The organism is Pandoraea sp. NPDC087047, assembly GCF_044745225.1.
In the GTDB taxonomy this organism is placed as follows: domain Bacteria; phylum Pseudomonadota; class Gammaproteobacteria; order Burkholderiales; family Burkholderiaceae; genus Pandoraea.
Genome location: NZ_JBIUZU010000013.1, coordinates 14,896 through 36,189, shown reverse-complemented (window position 1 = coordinate 36,189; position 21,294 = coordinate 14,896). Strand labels below are relative to the sequence as shown.

The window sequence follows — 21,294 nt, the reverse complement described above, 5'->3', positions numbered from 1 at the left end:
ATTACGGCTGCGCCGCGCGCCACGCGGCGACCGTCGCCTGCAAGCCGGCAGCGACCGGCAACGGCGGGTGCCAATCCAGCGTGCGGCACGTGTGATCGATGTCCACCTGCAACGACCCCAATACGCGATCGCTCACGGCTTTTTTGCCCAATAAAGCCGCCACACCGCGCATCAGACCCGCGGGGACCGGCACGAGTTTCGGGCGCACATCCATGGCCCTGGCAATGCCTTCGATCAGACCGCGAGTGCTCAGGTCGTCGCCATCCGACACCATGAACGTCTGTCCCGCAGCCGCCGGATGCGTAGCCGCGATCGACAGCAAGTCGACAAGATTCCCGACATACACCATGCTTCGCCGGTTATCGACGGCGCCGAACGGCAGCGGAATGCCGCGCGCAACGGTTTGCATCAAGCGCAGGAAGTTCGCCTTGACGCCCGGCCCGTAGACCAGCGGGGGCCGCACCACGACCACTTCCAGTCCCGTGTGCTGCGCTACCTTCATGAGCGACGCCTCGGCCTCCGATTTGGAGATGCCGTAGGGGTCCAGCGGGGCAGGCACGTCGTCGTAACGAAACGGGGCGCGGCCGCTCGTGCTTTCGCCGTTCACTTTGACGGAGCTGACGAACACCAGACGTTTCACGCCCGCTTGCACGCACTCCATCGCCAGACGCTCGGTGCCGGCAACGTTGACCTCTCGGAACTTGCTCAATGCCGTCGATGTGTCGGTCTCGCCCATGATATGGACGCGCGCAGCACAATGTACAACGACATCGATGCCTGCCAATGCGTCGGCCCAACGCGTGCGGGGGCCGATATCTCCAATCACACGCGCCTGCGGCGATCGGTTGCCGGTCGACGTCGCGCGAACCGCCTCAATGACTTCAACGTTCGAATCCTGACGGAGGTGCTTCACCAGCGCTGCGCCCACCATGCCGTTTGCGCCGGTCACCAAAATTCGAGCTGTCATTGGATTCTTGTTTTGAATGGCGAAATCAAAAACGGTTATGACGGCAATCGTGCCGAAGTGCCGATCGAGACGTATTGAATCGCCTTGAAACCGTTATTTAATTTCATTTTTTAAAGACCATATGATAGCCGCGTTTAACCGTGCAAATCGGCGCGGCGTGGCGAATTTCGACGCTTCGTCGTTTTTACGCCGCTATTGCGCACGAATGCGCTGAATCCATTCTCTTCGCTGCACGGCAATGTTATTGGCGGCTCCCGGACCGCTCCCCAATCTCATAGCAATCCCGTTTGCGGCACGCGCTCGAGAATAGCGAATGAAAATGAGGACATGCTGAGCGGGGTGACCCAACGTGTCAGAGTATTCGGCGGGCGTCGTTGCAAGACAACGGGGCACGCGCACGGTCTGCGGATTTGAACGGCCGGCCGCACGCGCATAGCCCTCATGCAACGATATGCGGCCCTCCCCGGCACGCCAGGCGCCGGGGAGGGGATATACGTCGATACGTCAGTTGCCGGTCTTGGTCGACGGTCCGGGCTTGACCGGTCCTTCGCTGATCGGCGCAGGTGTCGAGAGCGGCTTGGCCGTGACGGTGTCGTTGCCGATCGGGGTGGTCGTGACCGTGGCCGCGTTCGCGTCGTCGGGTTGTGCCGGGGCAGGATTCTTCTCGGCTTCGGTCGACAGACGCTGCGCTTCTTCCGGCTTCACGTATTCGTAAAGTTTCACGACCTTCTGCACGCCATCGATGCGGCTGGCCACGTTGGCGGCAATGGTGCCTTCTTCGGGCGAGACAAGCCCCATCAGAAAGACTTCACCGCGCTCGGTAACGACCTTGAAGACGTTGGCCGAGATTTCCTTCGTGTTGATCAGGTTGGCCTTGACCTTGCTGGTGATCCACGCGTCGTTCGAGCGCGAGCCGAACGAGCTCTTCGGCCCGATGGCGATCTCGTCGACGATGCCACGCACGTTGCTGATCTGCCTGACGATATTGAGCGCAGCCTGCTTGCTGGCGTCGTTCGGCACTTCGCCGGTCAGCAGCACACGACGGTTGAACACGGTCACGTTCACGTGAACCGCGTCGTCGGTCAGGGTATTGGCGATATTGGCTTCGGCCTTGACCTGAATTTCGCGGTCTTCCGTCTGCGCACCAACCGAGCGCCGGTCGGTGGCCACGAGTGCGCCTGTCGCGGCGCCGCCGAGGATGATGGGGGCGCAACCGGCCAGGGTTGCGGCAATCAACGCTGCCGCAGCAAGCGGCTTGACTACGCGTTGGAAACTCATCGGGCTTTCTCCTTATTGGATGTTCGAACGGGACGGCCCCCGCCGCGCCCAATCGGCACCGTCCGCCCCCGCGGCCCGGTGCTCGTGATGATCTTGACGCCTTAAGGTGACAATAGGTTCACTCGTCGCCAAGCAGCGCCGAGTCGATCAGATCGCAGAGGCAGTGAATGGTCAGCAGGTGAACTTCCTGAATTCGCGCGGTGCGATCGGCCGGCACGCTGATGTGCACGTCCATCTCGCCCAGCACGTCGTTGGCCTTCCCGCCCCCCTTGCCGGTGAGCGCGATCACGTGCATGCCGCGCTCGTGTGCGGCCTCGATCGCCTTGAGCACGTTGCCGGAATTGCCCGACGTGGTGATGGCCAGCAGGACATCGCCCTCGTGCCCGAGCGCGCGCACCTGCTTCGAGAAGATGACGTCGAAGTTGTAGTCGTTGCCGACGGCGGTCAGGATCGACGAGTCCGTCGTCAGCGCGATGGCCGGCAGTTCGGGGCGCTCGCGCTCGAACCGGCCAACGAGTTCGGCCGCAAAGTGCTGACAGTCGGCCGCCGAGCCGCCGTTGCCGCAGGCAAGAATCTTGTTGCCGTTGGACAGCGCGTCAACCATGAGCTCCGCTGCGGCGGCAATGGGATGCGCCAGCGCGTCGCGCGCGGCCAGCTTGGTCTCGACGCTATCCGTGAAGTGTTGCTGAATTCGTTCGATCGACATGGTCGTTTGCCAGGGTGTCGCAAAAGCTGCCAGCCTCGCACGGGTGCCCTAGGGCTCTCACCTGCTTCGGCCGGCGTTCAAAGGCCGTCAGTCCTGAAAACGGCACTTTCGCCAGTGTAACAGGGCCGGCCCGGGCGGGTTTCGTCATGGATCGTCGGCGCGAAAGGCGTCGGGTAGCCAGCACGCCACGGGCGGACGACCGTCGAACGCGACGACATCGAAGCGGCACCGCGCCGCCGGACACCGCAGCAGATAATGGCGCGCGGCGAGCGTCAGGCGACGTCGTTTGGCGCGCGTAATGCTCTGCGCCGCCCCGCCGAAGTCGCTTCGCGAGCGTGCACGCACTTCGACGAATACCAGCACCCCCGCGCGATCCCGCATAATGAGGTCGATTTCGCCGCCCCGGCACTGATAATTGCGTGCGACGAGCCGCCAGCCGCGCCGCTCCAGTAGCGACTGCGCGCGGCTCTCGTACGAAACTCCTAGCTGATTCGACATGGTTGTTCCGATGTTTACCGTTACCGGCCCCGCCGGTGCTGCCAAAGCCCTGACACCCGCCCTGCCGCCCTGCGTGGCAGCGACTTCGTTTGCGGGAGCCCGATGCCATGGATGAACGCCTGATGTCGCTGGCCGAAGGCCAGCATTACCCGGCCGGCACGCTGTATGTCGTGGCCACCCCCCTGGGCAATACCGCGGACATCACCGTGCGGGCGCTCTATATCCTCGGCATGGTCGACGCCATCGCCTGTGAAGATACGCGCAACAGCGCGTTGTTGTTGCAGCGGTATGGCATCGATCGCCCGTTGATTGCGGCCCATCAGCACAACGAAAACGAAGCGGCAACGCGACTTGTCGAGCGTCTTCGCGGCGGCGAGCGCATCGCCTATATTTCGGACGCGGGCACGCCGGGCATCTCAGACCCCGGCGCGCGACTCGTCGACGCTGTACGCGCGGCGGGCCTCGGTGTCGTACCGGTACCGGGCGCGAGCGCGGTGATCACGCTGCTGTGCGCCGCAGGTGCATGGGTGGAGACGTTCACGTTCGTGGGTTTCCTCCCCTCGAAGGCGCAGCAACGCGCCCAGGCGATTGCCGCGCTCGCGGGCTCGACCGCGGCGCAAGTCTTTTACGAAGCACCGCATCGGATCGTGGAGACGGTCGCGGCGCTGGCAGAGGGACTGGGCGGCGAGCGACGGCTGCTGATCGGGCGCGAACTGACCAAGCGCTTCGAAGACATTCACGAGTGCGCGCTAGGCGAAGGCGTGGCGTGGCTGAAGGCGGACGCGAACCGCCAGCGCGGCGAATTCGTGCTGGCAGTCTCGGGAGCCGCAGCCAGCGCGAACGACGACGGCGTGGACGCCGAAGCGCAGCGCATTCTCGCGCTGCTGGTGGCCGAGCTTCCGACAAAAAGCGCCGCCAAGCTCGCAGCATCGATCACCGGCGCCCCCAAAAACGCCCTCTACGAACGCGCACTAGCCCTCAAGAACGGTTGAGGAATCGACGCGCACAACGCCGTCTCCAAGGGCGTTGAAAATCGGAAGTTTCCGACAACGATCCCGCCGATATCCCAAGCGCCAAAGGTCAAAAAAAAAAGCCCGCCAAAGCGGGCTTCTCTCATTTCGCTACACTGCGACGATCAACTCAGCAGCAGCGCGTCGTCGTCGAGTTGTTCGCCGCGGGTGCGCTCGAACATTTGCAGCAGGTCGGGCACATCGAGCCCCTTGCGTTCGTCGCCCGACACGTCGAGCACGACCTTGCCCTGGTGCAGCATCACCGTGCGATCGCCGTAGTCGAGTGCCTGACGCATGCTGTGCGTCACCATCATCGCCGTCAGTTTGCTCTCTTGTACGATGCGCGCCGTAAGCTCCAGCACGAACGCCGCCGTCTTCGGGTCCAGCGCCGCCGTGTGCTCGTCGAGCAGCAAGATCCGCGACGGCTGCAACGACGCCATCAGCAGACTCACCGCCTGACGCTGACCGCCGGACAACAATCCGATACGGTCCGACAACCGGTTTTCCAGCCCGAGGTTGAGCAGGCTCAGCTTCTCGCGAAAACGCTCGCGCAGCTCACGGTTCAGCGCGAACCGGAAGCTCCGGCGCTCGCCGCGTTTGACGGCCAGCGCCATGTTTTCCTCGATAGTCAACGCCTCGCACGTACCTGCCATCGGGTCCTGGAACACCCGCGCCACCTGATTCGCGCGCTGCCACGCCGTCTTCTTCGTGACGTCATTTCCGTCGATGGCAATCGTGCCCGAGTCGACCGACAAGTCGCCGCTGATCGCGTTCAGGAACGTGGACTTGCCCGCACCGTTGGAGCCGATCACCGTGACGAACTGTCCCGTCGGGATCTCCAGCGACATTCCGCGCAAAGCACGGTTCTCGATGGGCGTACCGGGGTTGAATGTGATCTTGAGGTCTTTTGCGCTCAACATGATCAGGCACCTCCGTTCTTGCGGGCGAACAGCTTGCGACGCGTTGCGGGCAGCACCAGTGCCGCGGCCACGAGCAGTGCCGTCACCAAGTTGAGGTCCTGCGCCTTCAGACCGATGAAATCGCTATTGAGGGCAAGCGCGATGAAGAAGCGGTACAGCACCGCACCGACGACCACCGCCAGCGTCGTGAGAACGAGGCGTCGCGCCGGCAGAATCGTCTCGCCGATGATGACCGCCGCCAGGCCGATCACGATGGTGCCGATACCCATCGAAATGTCCGCACCGCCCTGGGACTGCGCGAACAACGCACCGGCAAGCGCCACGAGCGAGTTCGACAGCGCCATGCCGGCGAGAATCTCGCGGCCGGTATTCACGCCCTGCGCGCGCGCCATACGCGGATTCGCGCCCGTCGAACGCATTGCGAGACCTTGTTGCGACGAGAAGAAATAATCGAGACCCAGCTTCACCACGACCACGACCACCAGCAACAGCAGCGGACGCAATACATAATCCGGCAGCCAGTTCGGTGCGTTCTCCGGCAGAAGCATCGTGAAGACCGTCGGCGACGTGATCAGCGGCACATTCGGCGCGCCCATGACTCGCAGGTTCACCGAGTAGAGCGCAATCATCATCAGGATACTGGCGAGCAGATCCATGATCTTCAGACGCACGTTGAGCCAACCGGTGATGAACCCCGCCACCGCACCCGCCGCCATTGCCGCAAGCGTCGCGGCAAACGGATTGGCGCCACCGGCGATCAGGATGGCGGCCGTCGCGCCGCCAAGCGCGAAGCTGCCGTCAACGGTCAGATCGGGAAAATTGAGGATGCGGAAGGAAATCAGCACCCCGAGCGCCACAAGACTGAAGATCAGGCCGATCTCCAGGGCGCCCATCACAGAAAAAAGGGACATTTTCGTTATTCCACTGCGCAAGACGGCCCACGCCGGGGTTCGGCGTCAGCGCTCGCACGGCCGAGTCGGCCAGTTCAGGTCATAGCCGGTCGTTGTGCGACCGCGTTCGGGGGGAAGCCGTCTCACCCATTCGATAGGAAAAGAGCGGCGGGGACAGATCGTGTCCGTACGCCGCCCTGTCGCTCGCCGGTGCAGCAGGCGTGAGCCCGCTCCACCGGTGTCGCATGCGTGACGCTTACTCCTTGATGACCGTCTTGGCTTCCTTCACCAGATCGTCGGACAACTTCACGCCTTGCTTGGCCGCCGCTGCCGTGTTGACGAACAGTTCCAGATTCGAGCTGGTCTGCGAGGCGATCGCGCCCGGCTTTTCGCCCTTCAGAATGCGGCCCACCACCTTGCCGGTCTGACGGCCGAGGTCGTAGTAGTTGATGCCCAGCGCCGCAATGGCGCCGCGCTTCACGCTATCGGTATCCGAGGCGACCAGCGGGATCTTGCGGTCATTGGCCACCTTCACCAGCGACTCATAGGCCGACACCACGTTGTTGTCCGTGTTCGTATAGATCACGTCGACCTTGCCGACCAGACTGTTGGCGGCGGAGCTGATGTCCACGGTGCGCGGCGCAGCGGCAGTCTTGAGCGTGAGGCCGGCGGCCGGCAGCAGCTTTTCGAGCTCCTTGACGACCACGACCGAGTTGGCTTCACCCGGGTTGTACACCATGCCCACGGTCTTCGCGTTCGGCACGACACGCTTGATCAGCGCAACCTGCTTGTCCAGCGGGAGTTTGTCCGACACGCCGGTCACGTTGGTGCCCGAGGCGTCCCAGCTCTTGACCAGTTGTGCCGCGACCGGATCGGTCACGCCCGAGTAGACGAGCGGCACGCTCTTGGTCGCAGCGGCCACGGCTTGTGCCGTCGGCGTTGCGATACCGATGATCGCGTCCGGCTTGTCGCCCACGAACTTGCGAGCGATCTGCGCGGCCGTGCCGGTGTTGCCCTGCGCGCTCTGATATTCCCACTTGAGGTTCTTGCCGACCTCGTAACCTTCCGCCTTGAGTTCGTCGCGCGCGCCATCACGGATGGCGTCGAGTGCCGGGTGCTCCACGATCGCCACGACGGCTACCGACTTCGTATCCTGCGCGAATGCCGCGCCGGTCGTCCCCAACAACGTTGCGGCCACGGCGCACAGCAGGGTGCGCGTGGCGTTTTTGCCCATCGTCGACATCAAAACTCCTCCAGGAATGCTTCTTGATAGGTGCGCCGGGCCCGGGTCTCGGCGGGCCTCTTTCGGATGCACGTAAAGCGTGCACCTGCGCGTGGGGCACAGTCTACCCACATCGCCCGAAGCGAACAACGGTTGCCAACGCAACTTCCCGGGAGGCCCGCCGAACATCGGATTGCGCCCAAACGCTGGCAGATTTATGCGGCAATCGGAAAAAAAATAGTCGATTCGGTCGTTCGCGATTCATTGCACGCACGTTCATGCGATGCGTTCAACCCATGAGACGCATCGAAAACCGAAATAGTGTGGAGGAATTCACGTGCGGTGACTGTCTTTTTCACAACAAACAGGCGCACGGCGTCCCATTTTTTAAGACGGGTCCGACACGAATTCGGAATGGACTTGGCGGGACGGCGACGATAAAGGCACGCGCGTCAGGGCGCGCTGTTGCTCTCGTCGAGACCGAGGGCAGCGACTTCGCTACGCGACAAACGGCGGATTTCGACCTTGGTGTGCCCGGCACGAATGAAGTCGAGCTGTTTGGCCGCGCCATACGACAAGTCGATGATGCGATTGCGGGTGTAGGGACCACGGTCGTTGATCTTCACGACGACGGTCTTGTTATTGGCGATGTTGCGCACCAGCGCGAAACTGCCCAGCGGTAGCGTTGGATGTGCCGCCGTCGGTTCGTTCATGTCGAACGCTTCGCCGGTGGCCGTGCGACGGCCATGAAACTTCTTGCCGTACCAGGACGCCATGCCCGTCTGAAAGAAAGTACCGGCATCGGCCCGCAGACGCGCTTCACCGTCGCGATCCGGAGCATCGGGATCGCCGGGATTGAGACCTTCGTTGCGATAGGAACGGCCGGGCCATTGGAGATCGAAGCTGGAGCCAACGGGTGCGTTGGCTTCGCGCGCACGGGCTCGCGCGCCTGTCGCCGAAGTGGCGGCAGCCGTCTGGCTGGGAGGTTCGAGCGGCGTTGTGCAGGCTGTCAACGTCAGGGCGAGGGCGCAGCAGACCGCGAACCGTGTGAGCATGTCGCGTGTTCGCATAGCCCACAAGTCTAACACGGCACAATAATCAACCCATCAGCGAGCGTTCACTTACATTCTGAGACTTGTTTACAAAGCGTTACCGGGGAATGGCATGTCCACGTCCGACGAGTGCTGCCGGGCCTCCCCCCGGCAGCGTGCGCCGCCCGATCCGCGACGACGCACCGGGCGGCGACACGCCGGGGCGAATTACAATAGTCAAAAATCGCGTCCCCGATATCTCATGAACGTCACTCTGATTCCTGTCACGCCTTTCCAGCAAAACTGCACCCTGCTCGTATGCGACGCGACCCAGCGCGCCGCCGTGGTCGACCCCGGCGGCGATATCGACCGGATCGTGGGCGAGATCGAGCGTCAGGGGGTGACGCTCGAAAAGATCTTCCTGACGCACGGCCATCTGGACCATTGCGGTGGTTCGGGGGCGCTGGCCGCGAAGTACGACGTGCCCATCGAAGGCCCGCACCCGGACGACGCCTTCTGGATCGACCAGCTTCAGGCGCAAAGCGCGCGCTTCGGCTTTCCCGAGCCCGAGCCGTTCACCCCCGATCGCTGGCTGGGCGACGGCGAGACCGTCACGTTCGGCGAGGTAACGCTGAATGTCCTGCACTGCCCGGGCCACACGCCGGGTCACGTGGTGTTCTTCTCAGCGGATGAGCGTCTGGCCAGTGTGGGAGACGTGCTGTTTGCCGGCTCCATCGGGCGCACCGACTTTCCGCGCGGCAACCATGCCGACCTGATCGCGTCGATTCGCGACAAGCTCTGGCCGCTGGGCGACGACGTCACGTTCATTCCCGGGCACGGCCCGGTGTCCACGTTCGGTCAGGAACGTCAGACCAACCCGTACGTTGCGGACGCCGTGCTCGCCCGGAGCGCCGTATGAGTGAGGCGATGTCCCGCACTCCGTCGCGCATCGTTCCCGTCGACGAGGAGATTTTCATCAGCACCGACGTCGAGGCCGACGGCCCGATCCCCGGCCCCCACTCGATGCTGAGCTTCGCGTCGGCGGCCTATACGGCGGACAAGGAGCTCATTGGCACGTTCAGCGCCAACCTGGAATGCCTGCCCGATGCCAAAGGGCATCCACTGACAATGAAGTGGTGGAAGACCGAGCCCGAGGCGTGGGCCGCCTGCCGCGTCGACCTGGAAGATCCGGCCAAGGCGCTCAAGGCCTACGTAAAGTGGGTGGAGAAGCTGCCCGGCAAACCAGTGTTCGTCGCTTACCCTGCGGGGTTCGATTTCACGTTCATGTTCTGGTACATGATGCGTTTCGTCGGCCGGTGCCCGTTCTCGTGGTCGGCACTCGACATCAAGACACTCGCGTTCGCCATGACCGGCATGCCGTACCGCAAGTGCATCAAGCCGCGTCTGCCGCAGGTCTGGCTCGACCCGCTGCCGCACACTCACGTGGCGCTCGACGACGCCCTCGAACAGGGCGCCCTCTTCTGCAACATGCTCGCGGAGTTGCGTGAGCAGCAAAAGACGCTGGCCGACCTGCCCGGCTGGCGCGGCGCCGGCCTCACGGCCAACGCCGACGCGCCGATATTCCGGGACACCGCAGCAGCCCAGGCGGCAACGTCGTCGGCCCCGACAGACGACACCGAGTCGCCCGAAACCGGTCCCGGCAAAGACAGCACCGCGCACAGCTAGGCCGGCGCGGCTTTCCACAAGGCGCAGCAAAAATCAAAAGGGCGCAACGTCTCACACGTCACGCCCCTTTTTCCATCCGATGCCCGTTGGCGGATTACAAAACGTCGTTCGCCAGTTCCGGCGGACGGGCAATCACCGCCTTGTCGCCGTTCACCACGATCGGACGTTGCAACAGCTTCGGATGCTTGGCCACGGCGGCCAGCAACGCGTCGTCGGTCAGCGCCGTGTCGGCCAGCCCCAGTTCCGCGAACTCCGTTTCGTTGCTGCGAATCATCTCGCGCACGGGCACGCCCAACAGCTTGTGCAGACGCTTGAGTTCGGCGAGCGTCGGCGGCGTCTTCAGATATTCGATGATTTGCAGATCGCTGCCGCCCACGGCAGGGGAACCCTCCACGAGGGCCAGCGCTTCGCGCGACTTCGAGCAGCGCGGGTTGTGATACACGGTAATCATGGTCACTCCATTGCGTACGAAAAGCGTCCGGCGCGACATCGTCGTTCACGCCTGGTACGTGCGCTCCGAGTATGCATGGTATCGTCGGATGCCGCTACCCGCGGACCTCAGAGGCAGCACTGGCCGCATCTTCCCAGCTTCACCCCCTTAACTTCACGCATCGTTCGACGTACGCACCGCCGCAAGGCGCTACGTGCTCGGTCTACGTGTTAACCGCGCTGCGCGCCCTGCATCGGCCGCCTAAGATAGGCAGAGAGAGCGCACTGTGCGTCGCACGATCCGGCGTTTCAGGAGAAAGTGACATGGCAGGACGCTTTATCAGCATCAAGTCGCGCGACGGCAAGACGTTTCAGGCCTATCTGGCCACGCCGCACGGCAAAGGTCCGAGCGAAGGCAAGGGTCCGGGACTGGTGTTGTGTCAGGAGATCTTCGGTGTGAACGCGTACATCCGCGAGCTGGCCGACCGATACGCCGAAGAGGGATACGTCGTGCTTGCCCCCGATCTGTTCTGGCGCATCGAGCCGGGCATCGAGCTGGGTTACACCCCCGGCGACTGGCAACGGGCGTTCGCCTTGTTCCAGAGCTTCGACGTCGATCTCGGAATGGAAGACGTGGGCGCCACCGTCGACGCCTTGCGCGCGTTGCCCGAGTGCGTGGGCGGCGTGGGGGTGGTCGGCTACTGCCTTGGCGGCAAACTGGCGGCATTGTCCGTCACGCGCACGAGCGCCGACGTCGCTGTCGGTTACTACGGCGTTGGCCTGGAGCAGCACATCGACGAACTCGCGGGCGAGCATCCGCCGCTTGTCCTGCATATCGCCGAACGCGACAAATACGCCCCGGCCGAAGTGCGTGACGCGCTGACCGAGCGACTGGGCAAGCATCCCAACGTCGCGCTGTACACCTACCCGGACGCCGACCATGCCTTTGCGCGTCCCGGCGACCACTTCAACCGCGCGGCCACCCAGCTCGCGCATCAGCGCACTCTCGGCGCCGTGCGCAACGCCATCGGCCCGCATTTCGACTTCGCGTCGCTCTGGGAAACGCATTGCGCGTACGAATTCGCCATCCGCGAAATCGATCCCTTGATGAAGACGATGGTGGCCGAGCCATACGTCAACCACATTCCGACGATGACGGGCGGCGTGGGCCATCAGCAACTGGCGCACTTCTACCGCAATCACTTCGTCAATAGCAACCCGCCGGACACCAGGCTCATTCCGATTTCGCGCACCATCGGTGCAACGCAGCTCGTCGACGAACTGTTGTTCTGCTTCACCCATACGACGCCGGTCGACTGGATGCTGCCGGGCGTTGCGCCGACGGGTCGTCGCGTCGAGATCCCGCTGGTCGCGATCGTGCGCTTCCGGGGCGACAAGCTCGAGCACGAGCATATCTATTGGGATCAGGCGAGCGTACTGGTGCAGATCGGCCTGCTCGACCCCACGGGCCTGCCCGTGGCGGGTGTCGAGACCGCGCGCAAATTGCAGGACGAGAATCTGGCGTCCAACGCGCTGATGCCGAACTGGTCGTTCGGCACCCGGGCGCAGTAACACCGATGCGCGTGCCCGGCAGGCGGCAGCAGGCAGCAGCAAGCGCCACAGGCCGGGTACGAAGATCACGCAGTACAGGAAGTCAAAACAAGAAAAAGTGTCGCGAATGTTGCGGGAGACAAGGGATGAATACGCAACTTTCTCAGCGCGGACGCGTGTCCCGCGCTGCGCGCGCGGGGTGGTTTGCCGTCGTCTCGTGCGCGCTGATGGTGACTGGCTGTGCCAATCCGGATTTCGAACCCAAGAAGCCGCTCATCCTCGATCTGCTATCGGGCCAGCCGCCGGTCTCGGGACTCGACCAATACAAAATCGTGGCGGCGCAACGCGTCACCGAAGTCAACGCACGGGAGATCACGCCGGGCAATCCTCAACCGATGCTGCGCTCCGTCGTATCGCTCGAATACTGGGTCGATCGCGACGGCAACGTCACCGGCGTGGCGCTGTACCGAAGCAATGGCGATGAGGAAGCCGAGCGCATCGCCATCGCGAGTCTGCGACGGGCCAGTCCCTTGCCGGCGCCGAGCCGGGCGCTCGTCGACAGTAGCGGACGCGTGCGCGCCGTCGAAACCTGGCTCTTCAACAACGATGGACGGTTCCAGTTGCGCAGCGTCGCGGCGCCGCAGATCGACGGGCAGTGATATCGTGACGGGCATCTGCCTACCCTGCCCCGTCCGCGTTGGACGACGGAGAATCCCATGCCGCGATTTGCTGCGAACCTGAGTCTGCTCTATCAGGAAGTTCCGTTTCTCGAGCGCTTTCACGAAGCCGCGAGCGACGGCTTCCGGGGCGTCGAATTTCTGTTCCCGTACGACCATCCGGCGCAGGAGATCCGCACGCGCCTCGACGACGCCGGGCTGACCCAGGTCCTGTTTAACGGACCGGCAGGCGACTTGGCCGCTGGCGAGCGCGGACTCGCGGCGATCCCCGGGCGCGAAGCCCAATTTCGGGACGGCATCGAAATCGCGCTCGATTACGCCGATGCGTTGGGATGCCGCCAGTTGCACGTGATGGCCGGATGCCCCGACGCCGCCGAGTCGCCCGAGCGATGCCACGCCACCTACCTCGAGAACCTTGCCTATGCTAGCGGTCAGGCGTCGGCACATGGCGTCGACATCCTCATCGAACCGATCAATCCGCGCGACTTCCCGCGCTACTTCCTCACGCGCCAGGATCAGGCGCATGCCATTCGTCAGGCGCTTGGCGCGAGCAACCTCAAAGTCCAGTTCGACGCCTACCATTGCCAGATCGTCGAAGGCGATCTCGCGGTGAAGCTGCGTCAGTACATCGCCAGCATCGGGCACGTGCAGGTGGCGGGCGTACCGGCGCGACACGAACCCGATACCGGCGAAGTCAACTACCCCTTCCTGTTCCGTCTGCTCGACGAACTGGGGTATGCCGGATGGATCGGGTGCGAATACCGCCCGCAAAGCACAACGCGCGCGGGACTCGGCTGGCTCAAACCGTGGCTCAGGGCCACCGCCGCTAAATAGATAGGGAGCGAGACAGCCACGAAGCTGCCCGCCAATCAGCAGGACATCGAAGAGAAATCGGCGCAAAGATCGCGCCTGGGACATTCTCCGTCGTCAATCCCGACGCACAGCCGGGATTGACGGCGGTCGCACCGGCGGCCTCATGGACATTTGCGTTATGCAATTACGCAGGAGTCATCGCCTCCCGAAATTCAATCGGAGGTCGAATCAATTTTTGCGGGAATGTCGGAGAAAGGTTTAGGAAAGATGTAGGTCGAACTGGGCAAAAAAAATGGCGGGACACACGGGCCCGCCAAAACCACACGCTACGGGGTTAGCGCGAGGAGACCAGATTCGGAGCACTGTATCGAACGACCTTGCAAATCGCGCCGGGGGACGCATTTTGCCGATACAGCCGCGCTGCTGCGTTACCGGGGGATAAGCACGTCAGCGTTGAGATGCATTGTGGTGGAAACGTATGAACGGAGGGGTAACAAAGTGTTTCAGGTTGTAACACCTCGAGCGTTTCACCCCCGTCGGGAGGCGCGTCTTCGCCTTATGCGGCAAGGACCTCCGGAGTGACACTAAACGCCATGTTTTGTTCGCCATCCTGAATAATTCGCTGAATAAGACATCCTTCGAGAGACTTCGATTTCGTCACCTCCCGGCGTCAACTCCACGTATCCGTGGCGTATGTGTCGTTCGGGTCCGCATCCTTTCCGTCATTCACGCACAAAGCGGCAATGTGCTAACTTCAATCTTTGTGCGTGGCAACAAAGTGAGCAATGGAAACCATTGAACGTCTGGGGCAGATACTGGCGCGCGATCGGGTGATTGCCGTCGTTGGCTTGTCGCCTCGGCCTGAGCGGCCGAGCTACACCACTTCGCGCTACATGCAACAGCATGGGTACCGGATCGTGCCGATCAACCCGCAGGCGGCGGATTCCGGCGAGAAAATTCTGGGCGAAACCGTGTATGCGAGCCTGACCGAGGCGGCCGATGCCTTGCGTGCCGAGGGCATCCGCATTCAGATGGTCGACTGCTTTCGCCGCAGTGGCGACATTCCGCCGATTGCCGACGAGGCCGTTGCTATTGGCGCGACCAGTTTGTGGATGCAGTTGGGCATCGAAAACGACGACGCGGCGGCCGTGGCACTGGCGTCGGGGCTCGACGTCGTCATGGACCGCTGCGTCGCGATCGAACATCAGCGTTGGCTGATGCAGGGCGGTGGCCTCGGGAAACCGGCCAACCACCGCTAATCCTTCGTTTAGAAAACGAGACAACGAGACGTCCGACGCCTCCTAACGCCAACCACCTGCCGACATGACCATCGACGCCGATCTACTCGCCTACTACGACCTGATGGACCGGAAGTACCCCACGCCTGCCGGCGCACCACTGCCGAGTCCGCAGGAAGTACGGGCCAAATTCGCCACCGTCGCCGTCGAGGCCTTGCGTCCGTTGCCGGCGGGATTGCGCAGCGAGACATTCGACATTGCGCTACCGGGTCGCAACCTGCGCGCGCGTCTCTATCGTCCGGTGGGAAGAACCGTACCGCTTGTCGTGTACTTCCACGGTGGTGGCTGGGTCGTGGGCGACGTCGACACCCATGGCACCGTAGCGGCGTTGCTGGCACAGGACGGGGACGTTGCCGTCATGAGCGTCGATTACCGGTTGGCGCCCGAGCATCCGTTCCCGACACCGGTCGACGATGCACGCGACGCCTTGGCGTGGGCTGCGGAGCAGCGTGCGCGCCTGGGGGTGAGCCTGGACCGTCTGGCTGTGGCGGGAGACAGTGCGGGCGGGCATTTGGCGGCACAGGCGGCGGCGTGGTTCAACGATCGGCATCCGGGAATCGTGGGGGCACAGTTGCTCATTTATCCGGTGGTGCAAAACCGATTCGACACCCCGAGTTACGAGCGTCTGGCGAATGGTGTGGGCCTGACGCGGGACGAAATGCGGTGGTATTGGAAAGAATTCCTGGGGGATGCACGGCCGAACGAGAGCGATGTGCGGATGAATTTGATGGCTGAGGCGCCGCGTCATCCATTACCGAACAGTTTGGTGATTGCGGCGGAATATGATCCGTTGCATGACGAGGCGGTTGAGTATGCGCAGTTCGTGGCGCGCTCGGGAGCGAGGGCGGAGATTATTGAGGCGACGGGCTTGACGCATAGTTTTGCGAGATTGCAGCCGTTGGTCCCGCAGGCGAGGATGGTTATGCACGACGCGGCCCAGCGTCTGAGAGAGTGGTTGGGATAAAAAAAGAGTCAGAACACCGACCTCGAAATCCCGAGGGGTAACAGCCCTGGGCAAAACAGGCCGGAACAAGGGGGGCGCTCACCGCAGCGACTTTAAGTTGGAGCGGAGGGGAGCGCCCCCCTTGTTTCGGTGTCGCTGCGATGGGAGAGAACGAGCGGGAGGGAGCAGTACTGACACCGCGCGCCCCCTAACCGCCCCCCAAACCGCCCTCACCAAAAAGCCGTCAAAAAACCAAACTCACTTCAACCAGGCATCGACAACCGCCTGATACTCGCCAGTTTTCTGAGCGAGATTGAGCCACTGATCGACATAGTGTTTGAAGACATCGTCGCCGCGGGGAAGCAGATAGGCCTTCTCGCCGAACTGAAGCGGCTTGTCGGGGTTGACTGGACAGAGCGCCGGGTTGAGCTTGTGCTGGAGCAGCGTCTCCGAAGAATCCGTCACCATCACGTCGGCGCGGCCGTCGGCGATTTGTTGAAAGATCGTCACGTTATCTGGATAAATCGTGAGCGTGGCGTTCGGCATGTACTGACGGGCGAAGCGTTCGTTCGTGCCGCCCGGGTTCGCGATGGCGCGCGTGGAGGGTTTGTTCAGATCGGCGAGCGTCTGATACTTCGCCACATCCGCGCAGCGAACGATCGGCGACTTGCCGTCGATCATCACCACCTTGCTGTAATACGCGCGCACCGCGCGGTCCAGCGTCACCGACACCCCGCCGACCGCAATATCGCACTTCCCGGCGGTGAAATCGTCCATCAGCCCTTTCCACGTGGTGGGCACAATCACCGGCTTCACGCCGAGCGACTTTGCCAGCGAGGCCACCAGGTCCACGTCGATGCCTTCGAACTGGCCGTCCGGGCGGCGGAATGAATAGGGCTTATAGTCGCCCGTCGCGCAAGCGCGCAGCGTGCCTGACCGAATGATGTCGTCGAGCCGGGAGTGCACAGCCGGGGAAGGGGAAGGGGACGGGGAAAGCGATTGCGCCTGAGCATTGCTTCCGAGCGCCGTAACGGTCGCGGCAAGCGCCGCTCCCGCCATGAAAGCCGCGCGGGCGGCCGTCGTCATGACTGTCATGCTTGTCTCCAGATTGTTTTATTGGCGCTGTGACGCACCGATTTCCCGAGCCGTCTGATGCAACTCGTGGGGCTTCATACTACTGTCACGCCTGCCCGACGCCAACCCGCACAAAATCAGACATCCTGCGTTGCCCCGCCTTCGCCTGTCTCGCGGCCTGCCGCCCGTCTGCGGCTCCTTATGTGCGGCATAACAGCCCTGCGCGCGACCGCCCCCCGGATACCCGAGTAAAATGGCCGCTTGCCCAACACCTTCCTACCACCGCTGCGACGTGTCCCAAGCTCTGCAAAACGATACTTTCCTGCGCGCCCTGCTGCGCCAGCCGACCGAGTACACGCCGATCTGGCTCATGCGCCAGGCGGGCCGGTACCTGCCCGAATACAACGCCACCCGAGCCAAGGCCGGCAGTTTCCTGGCGCTCGCCAAGAATCCGGCCTACGCCACCGAAGTCACGCTCCAGCCGCTGGAGCGCTTCCCGCTCGACGCCGCCATCCTGTTCTCCGACATCCTCACCATTCCGGACGCCATGGGCCTTGGCCTCTCGTTCGAAGCGGGCGAAGGACCGCGTTTTGCGCATCCGCTGCGCACCGAAAACGACGTGCGCCGCCTTCAGGCACCCGACCTCGACAGCCTGCGCTACGTCTTCGACGCCGTGAGCGAAATCCGCCGCGCGCTAAACGGCCGCGTGCCGCTCATCGGTTTCTCCGGCAGCCCGTGGACCCTCGCGTGCTACATGGTCGAAGGCGCCGGTTCGGCCGACTTCCGTACCGTCAAAACGATGATGTACGAGCGTCCCGACCTGATGACCCACATCCTCGAGACCAACGCCCGCGCCGTTGCCGCCTACCTCAACGCCCAGATCGAAGCGGGTGCGCAGGCCATCATGGTGTTCGACACCTGGGGCGGCGCGCTGGCCGACGGCCTCTACCAGCGCTTCTCGCTCGCTTACATGCAGAAGGCGCTCGAAGGCGTGCATCGTGAATGGAACGGTGCGCGGATCCCGCACATCGTCTTCACCAAAGGCGGCGGCCAGTGGCTCGAAGCCATAGCCGACACCGGCCCCGACGCCATCGGCCTGGACTGGACCGTCGATCTCGCCGCCGCGCGTCGTCGCGTGGGCGAGCGTTGTGCACTGCAAGGCAATTTCGATCCGACCGCCCTGTTCGCAGCCCCCGACGCCATTCGTACCGAAGTGCGACGCCTGCTCGACGCATACGGCAATGCACCAGGCCACGTCTTCAACCTCGGGCACGGCATCTCGCAGTTCACCCACCCCGAACACGTTGCGGCACTCGTCGACGAAGTCCACAGCTACAGCCGGAAGCTGCGCCAGACGGCATAATCGGCCGCGTGCGCAAGTGACAGTGCGGGTTTGCGGGGCATTTCGCTACGCAAACCCAACCGCCGTTTCAAGCGGGGAATGTCAAGGGGGATGCCGTCGAATAACCCCTCCAATTTGCGGAGTTGTCCCGAAGACTTATGCACAAATTCTCGCTGCGCCGCCGCAAGTGAGAGGCGAACGAAAGGCACCTTCGACGTCATTCATAAGCTATTGATCAAAAAGCATTTTTGATTCAAGCAAAGTCCAGGCGTCGAGCGGTGTGGGGGCCGGGCCGCGAGGCTGGCGAGAGATAATCCCCACAGTTCTCAACATAGTTATCCACAAGCGTTTCGAACCCACTGGAAAGCCGACTCAAATCCGGGGTTTACCGAAACTTCTCAGGATTCACTTTAAGTTTGACCCGCGCCGACGACCTCTCCGAACCGTCCCTCGCATTGCATGACGATGCGCTCACCCCGGCGACCCAGCCTCGCATCGGTGCGCCCGCCATCGCCCGCGTGGCGCTCGATACGCCGCTTCTTACCCTGTTCGACTACCGTCTCGATCAGGCCGCGAGCCCTGGTCAACTGGTGCAGGTGCCGTTCGGACGACGACAGGTCGTGGGCATTGTCTGGGAATTGACGCAGCGCAGCGAAGTCGATCCGGCCAAGCTGCGCGAAGTGACCTCCGTCTGGCACGAATTGCCCCCGCTTGGCGACGATTGGCGCGACCTGATGCAATTCGCGGCGCGCTACTACCAGCGCGGCGTCGGTGAAGTGGCGCTGCCCGCCATACCGGGCCACCTGCGCACGCCGATGCGCTGGTCGCGGCTCCTTGCCCAGCGCGGCGTGCAACGCTACCGGATCGCCGAGGGCGCGCTGAACACGCTGATGGACAACGTGCCCGCCCGGTTGCGCGCGCAGCGCCGGCTGGCCGAAGGACTGGCACAAGCGGGCACACTCGACGCCGACGAAGCACGGGCCCTATGCTCGAAAGCGGCGGACGTCCTCAAACAGTGGGCCGCCGCCAGTTGGGTCGTCGTCGAGACAGTGCCGTTCCATGAGGCCGTGCGCGATGTCGAGGCGTCCGGCGAGGAAGAAGGCGAGAACGAGGACGGCGACGCGGGCGTCGGGCTGGGCGACACGCTCGATCGCGCCGCCGATCCGACGGACTCCAGCACTTCCGGCGGGCGCAGCAGCGCCGCCAAGACGCTCACCGTCGGACAGGCCGACGCCGTCGCCGCCATCCACGACGCGCTTGTCGGCGCAGGCGCCCAGCGTCTCGATCAGGCAACGGCCAGCGACGCGAGCGATGCCGCCACCTCCGGCGACACCCCCGCCTGCCCGCCGTTCCTGCTGTACGGCGTGACCGGCAGCGGCAAGACCGAAGTCTATTTGCGCGCGGTGGCTGAAGCCCTGCACGCCCGTGATGGACGTGATGGACGCGACGCCCAGGTGCTCGTTCTCGTTCCCGAAATCAACCTGACGCCGCAACTCGAAGGCGTCTTCCGCACGCGTTTCCCCGACGAGACGCTCGTCACGCTGCATAGCGGGTTGGCCGAAGGCGAGCGCGCCCGGCACTGGCTCGCGGCCCATCGCGGCGAAGCGCGCATCGTGCTCGGCACACGTCTGGCGGTGATGGCCTCGTTGCCGCACCTGCGGCTCATCGTCGTCGACGAAGAACACGATCCGTCCTACAAACAGCAGGAAGGCCTGCGCTACTCGGCGCGCGACCTCGCCATCTGGCGGGCGAACCGGGTGCGCATTCCGGTCGTGCTCGGCTCCGCCACGCCATCGCTCGACAGCTGGAACCGCGCGGAGCAAGGGCGCTACGTGCGCCTCGCGATGCCTGAGCGCGCCACGCCCGACGCCGTGCTGCCGCGCGTCTCGCTCATCGACATGGAGATCGAGCGCAAGCGTCAGCGCGTGGTGCACGAAGGCCTGTCGCAACCGCTGCTCGCCGCCATTCGTGCGCGGCTCGAAGCGGGCGAGCAAAGCCTGCTGTTCCTGAATCGCCGCGGCTATGCCCCGGTGCTCAACTGCGACGCCTGCGGCTGGGTCAGCGACTGCCGCCGATGCAGCGCCCACATGGTGCTGCACAAGCCCGAGCGTCGCCTGCGCTGCCATCACTGCGGTGCCGAATCGCGCATCCCGCACGCCTGCCCCGACTGCGGCAACCTCGATCTCGCGCCGCTCGGACGCGGCACGCAACGTATCGAAGAAGCGCTCGCCGAACACTTCCCCGACGCACGGCTGGCGCGCATCGACGCCGACAGCACGCGCCGCAAGGGCAGCGCTCAGGCGCTCTTCGCGCAGGTGCACGCGGGCGAAGTCGACATTCTGATCGGCACACAGATGGTGGCCAAAGGTCACGACTTCCGTAACGTCACCCTCGTGGGCGTGGTCAACGCCGACAGCGCCCTCTTCTCACACGACTTCCGGGCCGCCGAGCGCCTCTTCGCCCAACTGATGCAGGTGGCGGGCCGCGCCGGACGCGCCGCACGTGCAGACGGCCCCGGCGACGTGCTGATCCAGACACGCTATGCGTCTCACCCGCTGTTCGCGTCGCTCATGCGGCACGACTATGCGGGCTTCGCGGCACAGCAACTGGAAGAAAGACGCGTCGCGCTGCTCCCGCCGTACACGCATCAAGCGTTGTTACGCGCCGAAGCCCGCAAGCTCGAGGACGCCATGACGTTCCTCAAACAGGCCCGCGAGATCGCCGCCACCCCGGCGCTGAACGACCCGCGCATCTCCTTGTGGGACCCCGTGCCCATGACGATGGTCCGGATCGCGGGCACCGAGCGCGCGCAACTCGTCGTCGAAAGCCCGCATCGCGGCGCGCTGCAACGCTTTCTCACGCACTGGATGGGCGAGTTGCGCGCGCTCAGGGCACCCGTGCGCTGGCATCTCGAAGTCGACCCACTCGAAATATAAATCGGTATATAACGTTCCGGAAA

Annotated in this window: 20 protein-coding genes; 10 read left to right on the top strand and 10 right to left on the bottom strand. The window is 63.7% G+C overall.

Going from position 1 to position 21,294, the window contains the following annotated elements:
- Position 1 precedes the first annotated feature (1 nt).
- The 4 genes from ACIPHM_RS21850 to ACIPHM_RS21835 form a co-directional block, all read right to left on the bottom strand.
- Positions 2-967 carry a UDP-glucose 4-epimerase family protein gene (locus ACIPHM_RS21850; protein ID WP_400332966.1) on the bottom strand — a complete coding sequence of 322 codons (966 nt, stop codon included), beginning with the start codon at positions 965-967 and terminating at the stop codon, positions 2-4.
- A gap of 504 nt (positions 968-1,471) precedes the next feature.
- Positions 1,472-2,245, bottom strand: a complete 774-nt coding sequence (locus tag ACIPHM_RS21845) for a BON domain-containing protein (RefSeq protein WP_400332963.1) — start codon at positions 2,243-2,245, stop codon at positions 1,472-1,474.
- A 118-nt stretch (positions 2,246-2,363) separates the two neighbouring features.
- Positions 2,364-2,951, bottom strand: coding sequence for a phosphoheptose isomerase (locus tag ACIPHM_RS21840; RefSeq protein WP_400332961.1), 588 nt, complete (start codon positions 2,949-2,951; stop codon positions 2,364-2,366).
- A 144-nt stretch (positions 2,952-3,095) separates the two neighbouring features.
- Complete coding sequence (locus ACIPHM_RS21835; RefSeq protein WP_400332959.1) at positions 3,096-3,449, bottom strand: YraN family protein; 354 nt, start codon at positions 3,447-3,449, stop codon at positions 3,096-3,098.
- Positions 3,450-3,556: 107 nt separating this feature from the next.
- On the opposite strand from ACIPHM_RS21835, the gene rsmI reads away from it, so the two are divergent.
- Positions 3,557-4,441: a 16S rRNA (cytidine(1402)-2'-O)-methyltransferase gene (gene rsmI / locus ACIPHM_RS21830; protein WP_400332956.1), complete on the top strand. Its 885-nt coding sequence runs from the start codon at positions 3,557-3,559 to the stop codon at positions 4,439-4,441.
- 143 nt (positions 4,442-4,584) lie between these two features.
- Here the strand turns inward: rsmI and ACIPHM_RS21825 are convergent, their stop codons facing one another.
- The 4 genes from ACIPHM_RS21825 to ACIPHM_RS21810 all read right to left on the bottom strand — a co-directional run bounded on the left by ACIPHM_RS21825 (position 4,585) and on the right by ACIPHM_RS21810 (position 8,546).
- A complete protein-coding gene (locus ACIPHM_RS21825) occupies positions 4,585-5,379 on the bottom strand; it encodes an ABC transporter ATP-binding protein (RefSeq protein WP_400332953.1) in 795 nt (264 codons plus the stop codon).
- A 2-nt stretch (positions 5,380-5,381) separates the two neighbouring features.
- Positions 5,382-6,290 carry an ABC transporter permease gene (locus ACIPHM_RS21820; RefSeq protein WP_400332950.1) on the bottom strand — a complete coding sequence of 303 codons (909 nt, stop codon included), beginning with the start codon at positions 6,288-6,290 and terminating at the stop codon, positions 5,382-5,384.
- Between the two features lie 235 nt (positions 6,291-6,525).
- Positions 6,526-7,512: an ABC transporter substrate-binding protein gene (locus ACIPHM_RS21815; RefSeq protein WP_400332947.1), complete on the bottom strand. Its 987-nt coding sequence runs from the start codon at positions 7,510-7,512 to the stop codon at positions 6,526-6,528.
- Positions 7,513-7,943: 431 nt separating this feature from the next.
- Entirely contained in the window at positions 7,944-8,546 is a 603-nt protein-coding gene (locus tag ACIPHM_RS21810) for a septal ring lytic transglycosylase RlpA family protein (protein WP_400332944.1), read from the bottom strand.
- A gap of 238 nt (positions 8,547-8,784) precedes the next feature.
- Here ACIPHM_RS21810 and ACIPHM_RS21805 point away from each other — a divergent pair, with 238 nt between their 5' ends.
- The gene (locus ACIPHM_RS21805) at positions 8,785-9,441 is read left to right on the top strand and encodes an MBL fold metallo-hydrolase (RefSeq protein WP_400332942.1); all 657 of its coding nucleotides are present in this window, start codon (positions 8,785-8,787) and stop codon (positions 9,439-9,441) included.
- Positions 9,442-9,449: 8 nt separating this feature from the next.
- The gene (locus ACIPHM_RS21800) at positions 9,450-10,208 is read left to right on the top strand and encodes an exonuclease (protein ID WP_400332939.1); all 759 of its coding nucleotides are present in this window, start codon (positions 9,450-9,452) and stop codon (positions 10,206-10,208) included.
- 94 nt (positions 10,209-10,302) lie between these two features.
- Here ACIPHM_RS21800 and arsC read toward each other — a convergent pair whose 3' ends face one another.
- Positions 10,303-10,659, bottom strand: a complete 357-nt coding sequence (arsC, locus tag ACIPHM_RS21795) for an arsenate reductase (glutaredoxin) (protein ID WP_400332936.1) — start codon at positions 10,657-10,659, stop codon at positions 10,303-10,305.
- A gap of 302 nt (positions 10,660-10,961) precedes the next feature.
- Here arsC and ACIPHM_RS21790 point away from each other — a divergent pair, with 302 nt between their 5' ends.
- The 5 genes from ACIPHM_RS21790 to ACIPHM_RS21770 all read left to right on the top strand — a co-directional run bounded on the left by ACIPHM_RS21790 (position 10,962) and on the right by ACIPHM_RS21770 (position 15,940).
- The gene (locus ACIPHM_RS21790) at positions 10,962-12,209 is read left to right on the top strand and encodes a dienelactone hydrolase family protein (protein WP_400332934.1); all 1,248 of its coding nucleotides are present in this window, start codon (positions 10,962-10,964) and stop codon (positions 12,207-12,209) included.
- 125 nt (positions 12,210-12,334) lie between these two features.
- The gene (locus ACIPHM_RS21785) at positions 12,335-12,847 is read left to right on the top strand and encodes an energy transducer TonB (RefSeq protein ID WP_400332932.1); all 513 of its coding nucleotides are present in this window, start codon (positions 12,335-12,337) and stop codon (positions 12,845-12,847) included.
- Between the two features lie 57 nt (positions 12,848-12,904).
- The gene (gene otnI / locus ACIPHM_RS21780; RefSeq protein ID WP_400332929.1) at positions 12,905-13,699 is read left to right on the top strand and encodes a 2-oxo-tetronate isomerase; all 795 of its coding nucleotides are present in this window, start codon (positions 12,905-12,907) and stop codon (positions 13,697-13,699) included.
- Between the two features lie 764 nt (positions 13,700-14,463).
- The gene (locus ACIPHM_RS21775) at positions 14,464-14,937 is read left to right on the top strand and encodes a CoA-binding protein (RefSeq protein WP_400332927.1); all 474 of its coding nucleotides are present in this window, start codon (positions 14,464-14,466) and stop codon (positions 14,935-14,937) included.
- 64 nt (positions 14,938-15,001) lie between these two features.
- Positions 15,002-15,940, top strand: a complete 939-nt coding sequence (locus ACIPHM_RS21770; RefSeq protein WP_400332924.1) for an alpha/beta hydrolase — start codon at positions 15,002-15,004, stop codon at positions 15,938-15,940.
- Positions 15,941-16,177: 237 nt separating this feature from the next.
- On the opposite strand, the gene ACIPHM_RS21765 is transcribed toward ACIPHM_RS21770, so the two are convergent.
- Positions 16,178-17,014 (bottom strand): transporter substrate-binding domain-containing protein, encoded by an 837-nt coding sequence (locus ACIPHM_RS21765; protein ID WP_400332921.1) that lies wholly within the window; start codon positions 17,012-17,014, stop codon positions 16,178-16,180.
- Positions 17,015-17,285: 271 nt separating this feature from the next.
- Here ACIPHM_RS21765 and hemE point away from each other — a divergent pair, with 271 nt between their 5' ends.
- Positions 17,286-18,356, top strand: coding sequence for a uroporphyrinogen decarboxylase (hemE, locus tag ACIPHM_RS21760; protein WP_400332918.1), 1,071 nt, complete (start codon positions 17,286-17,288; stop codon positions 18,354-18,356).
- Positions 18,357-18,751: 395 nt separating this feature from the next.
- Entirely contained in the window at positions 18,752-21,271 is a 2,520-nt protein-coding gene (locus tag ACIPHM_RS21755) for a primosomal protein N' (protein ID WP_400332916.1), read from the top strand.
- Positions 21,272-21,294: the final 23 nt, after the last annotated feature.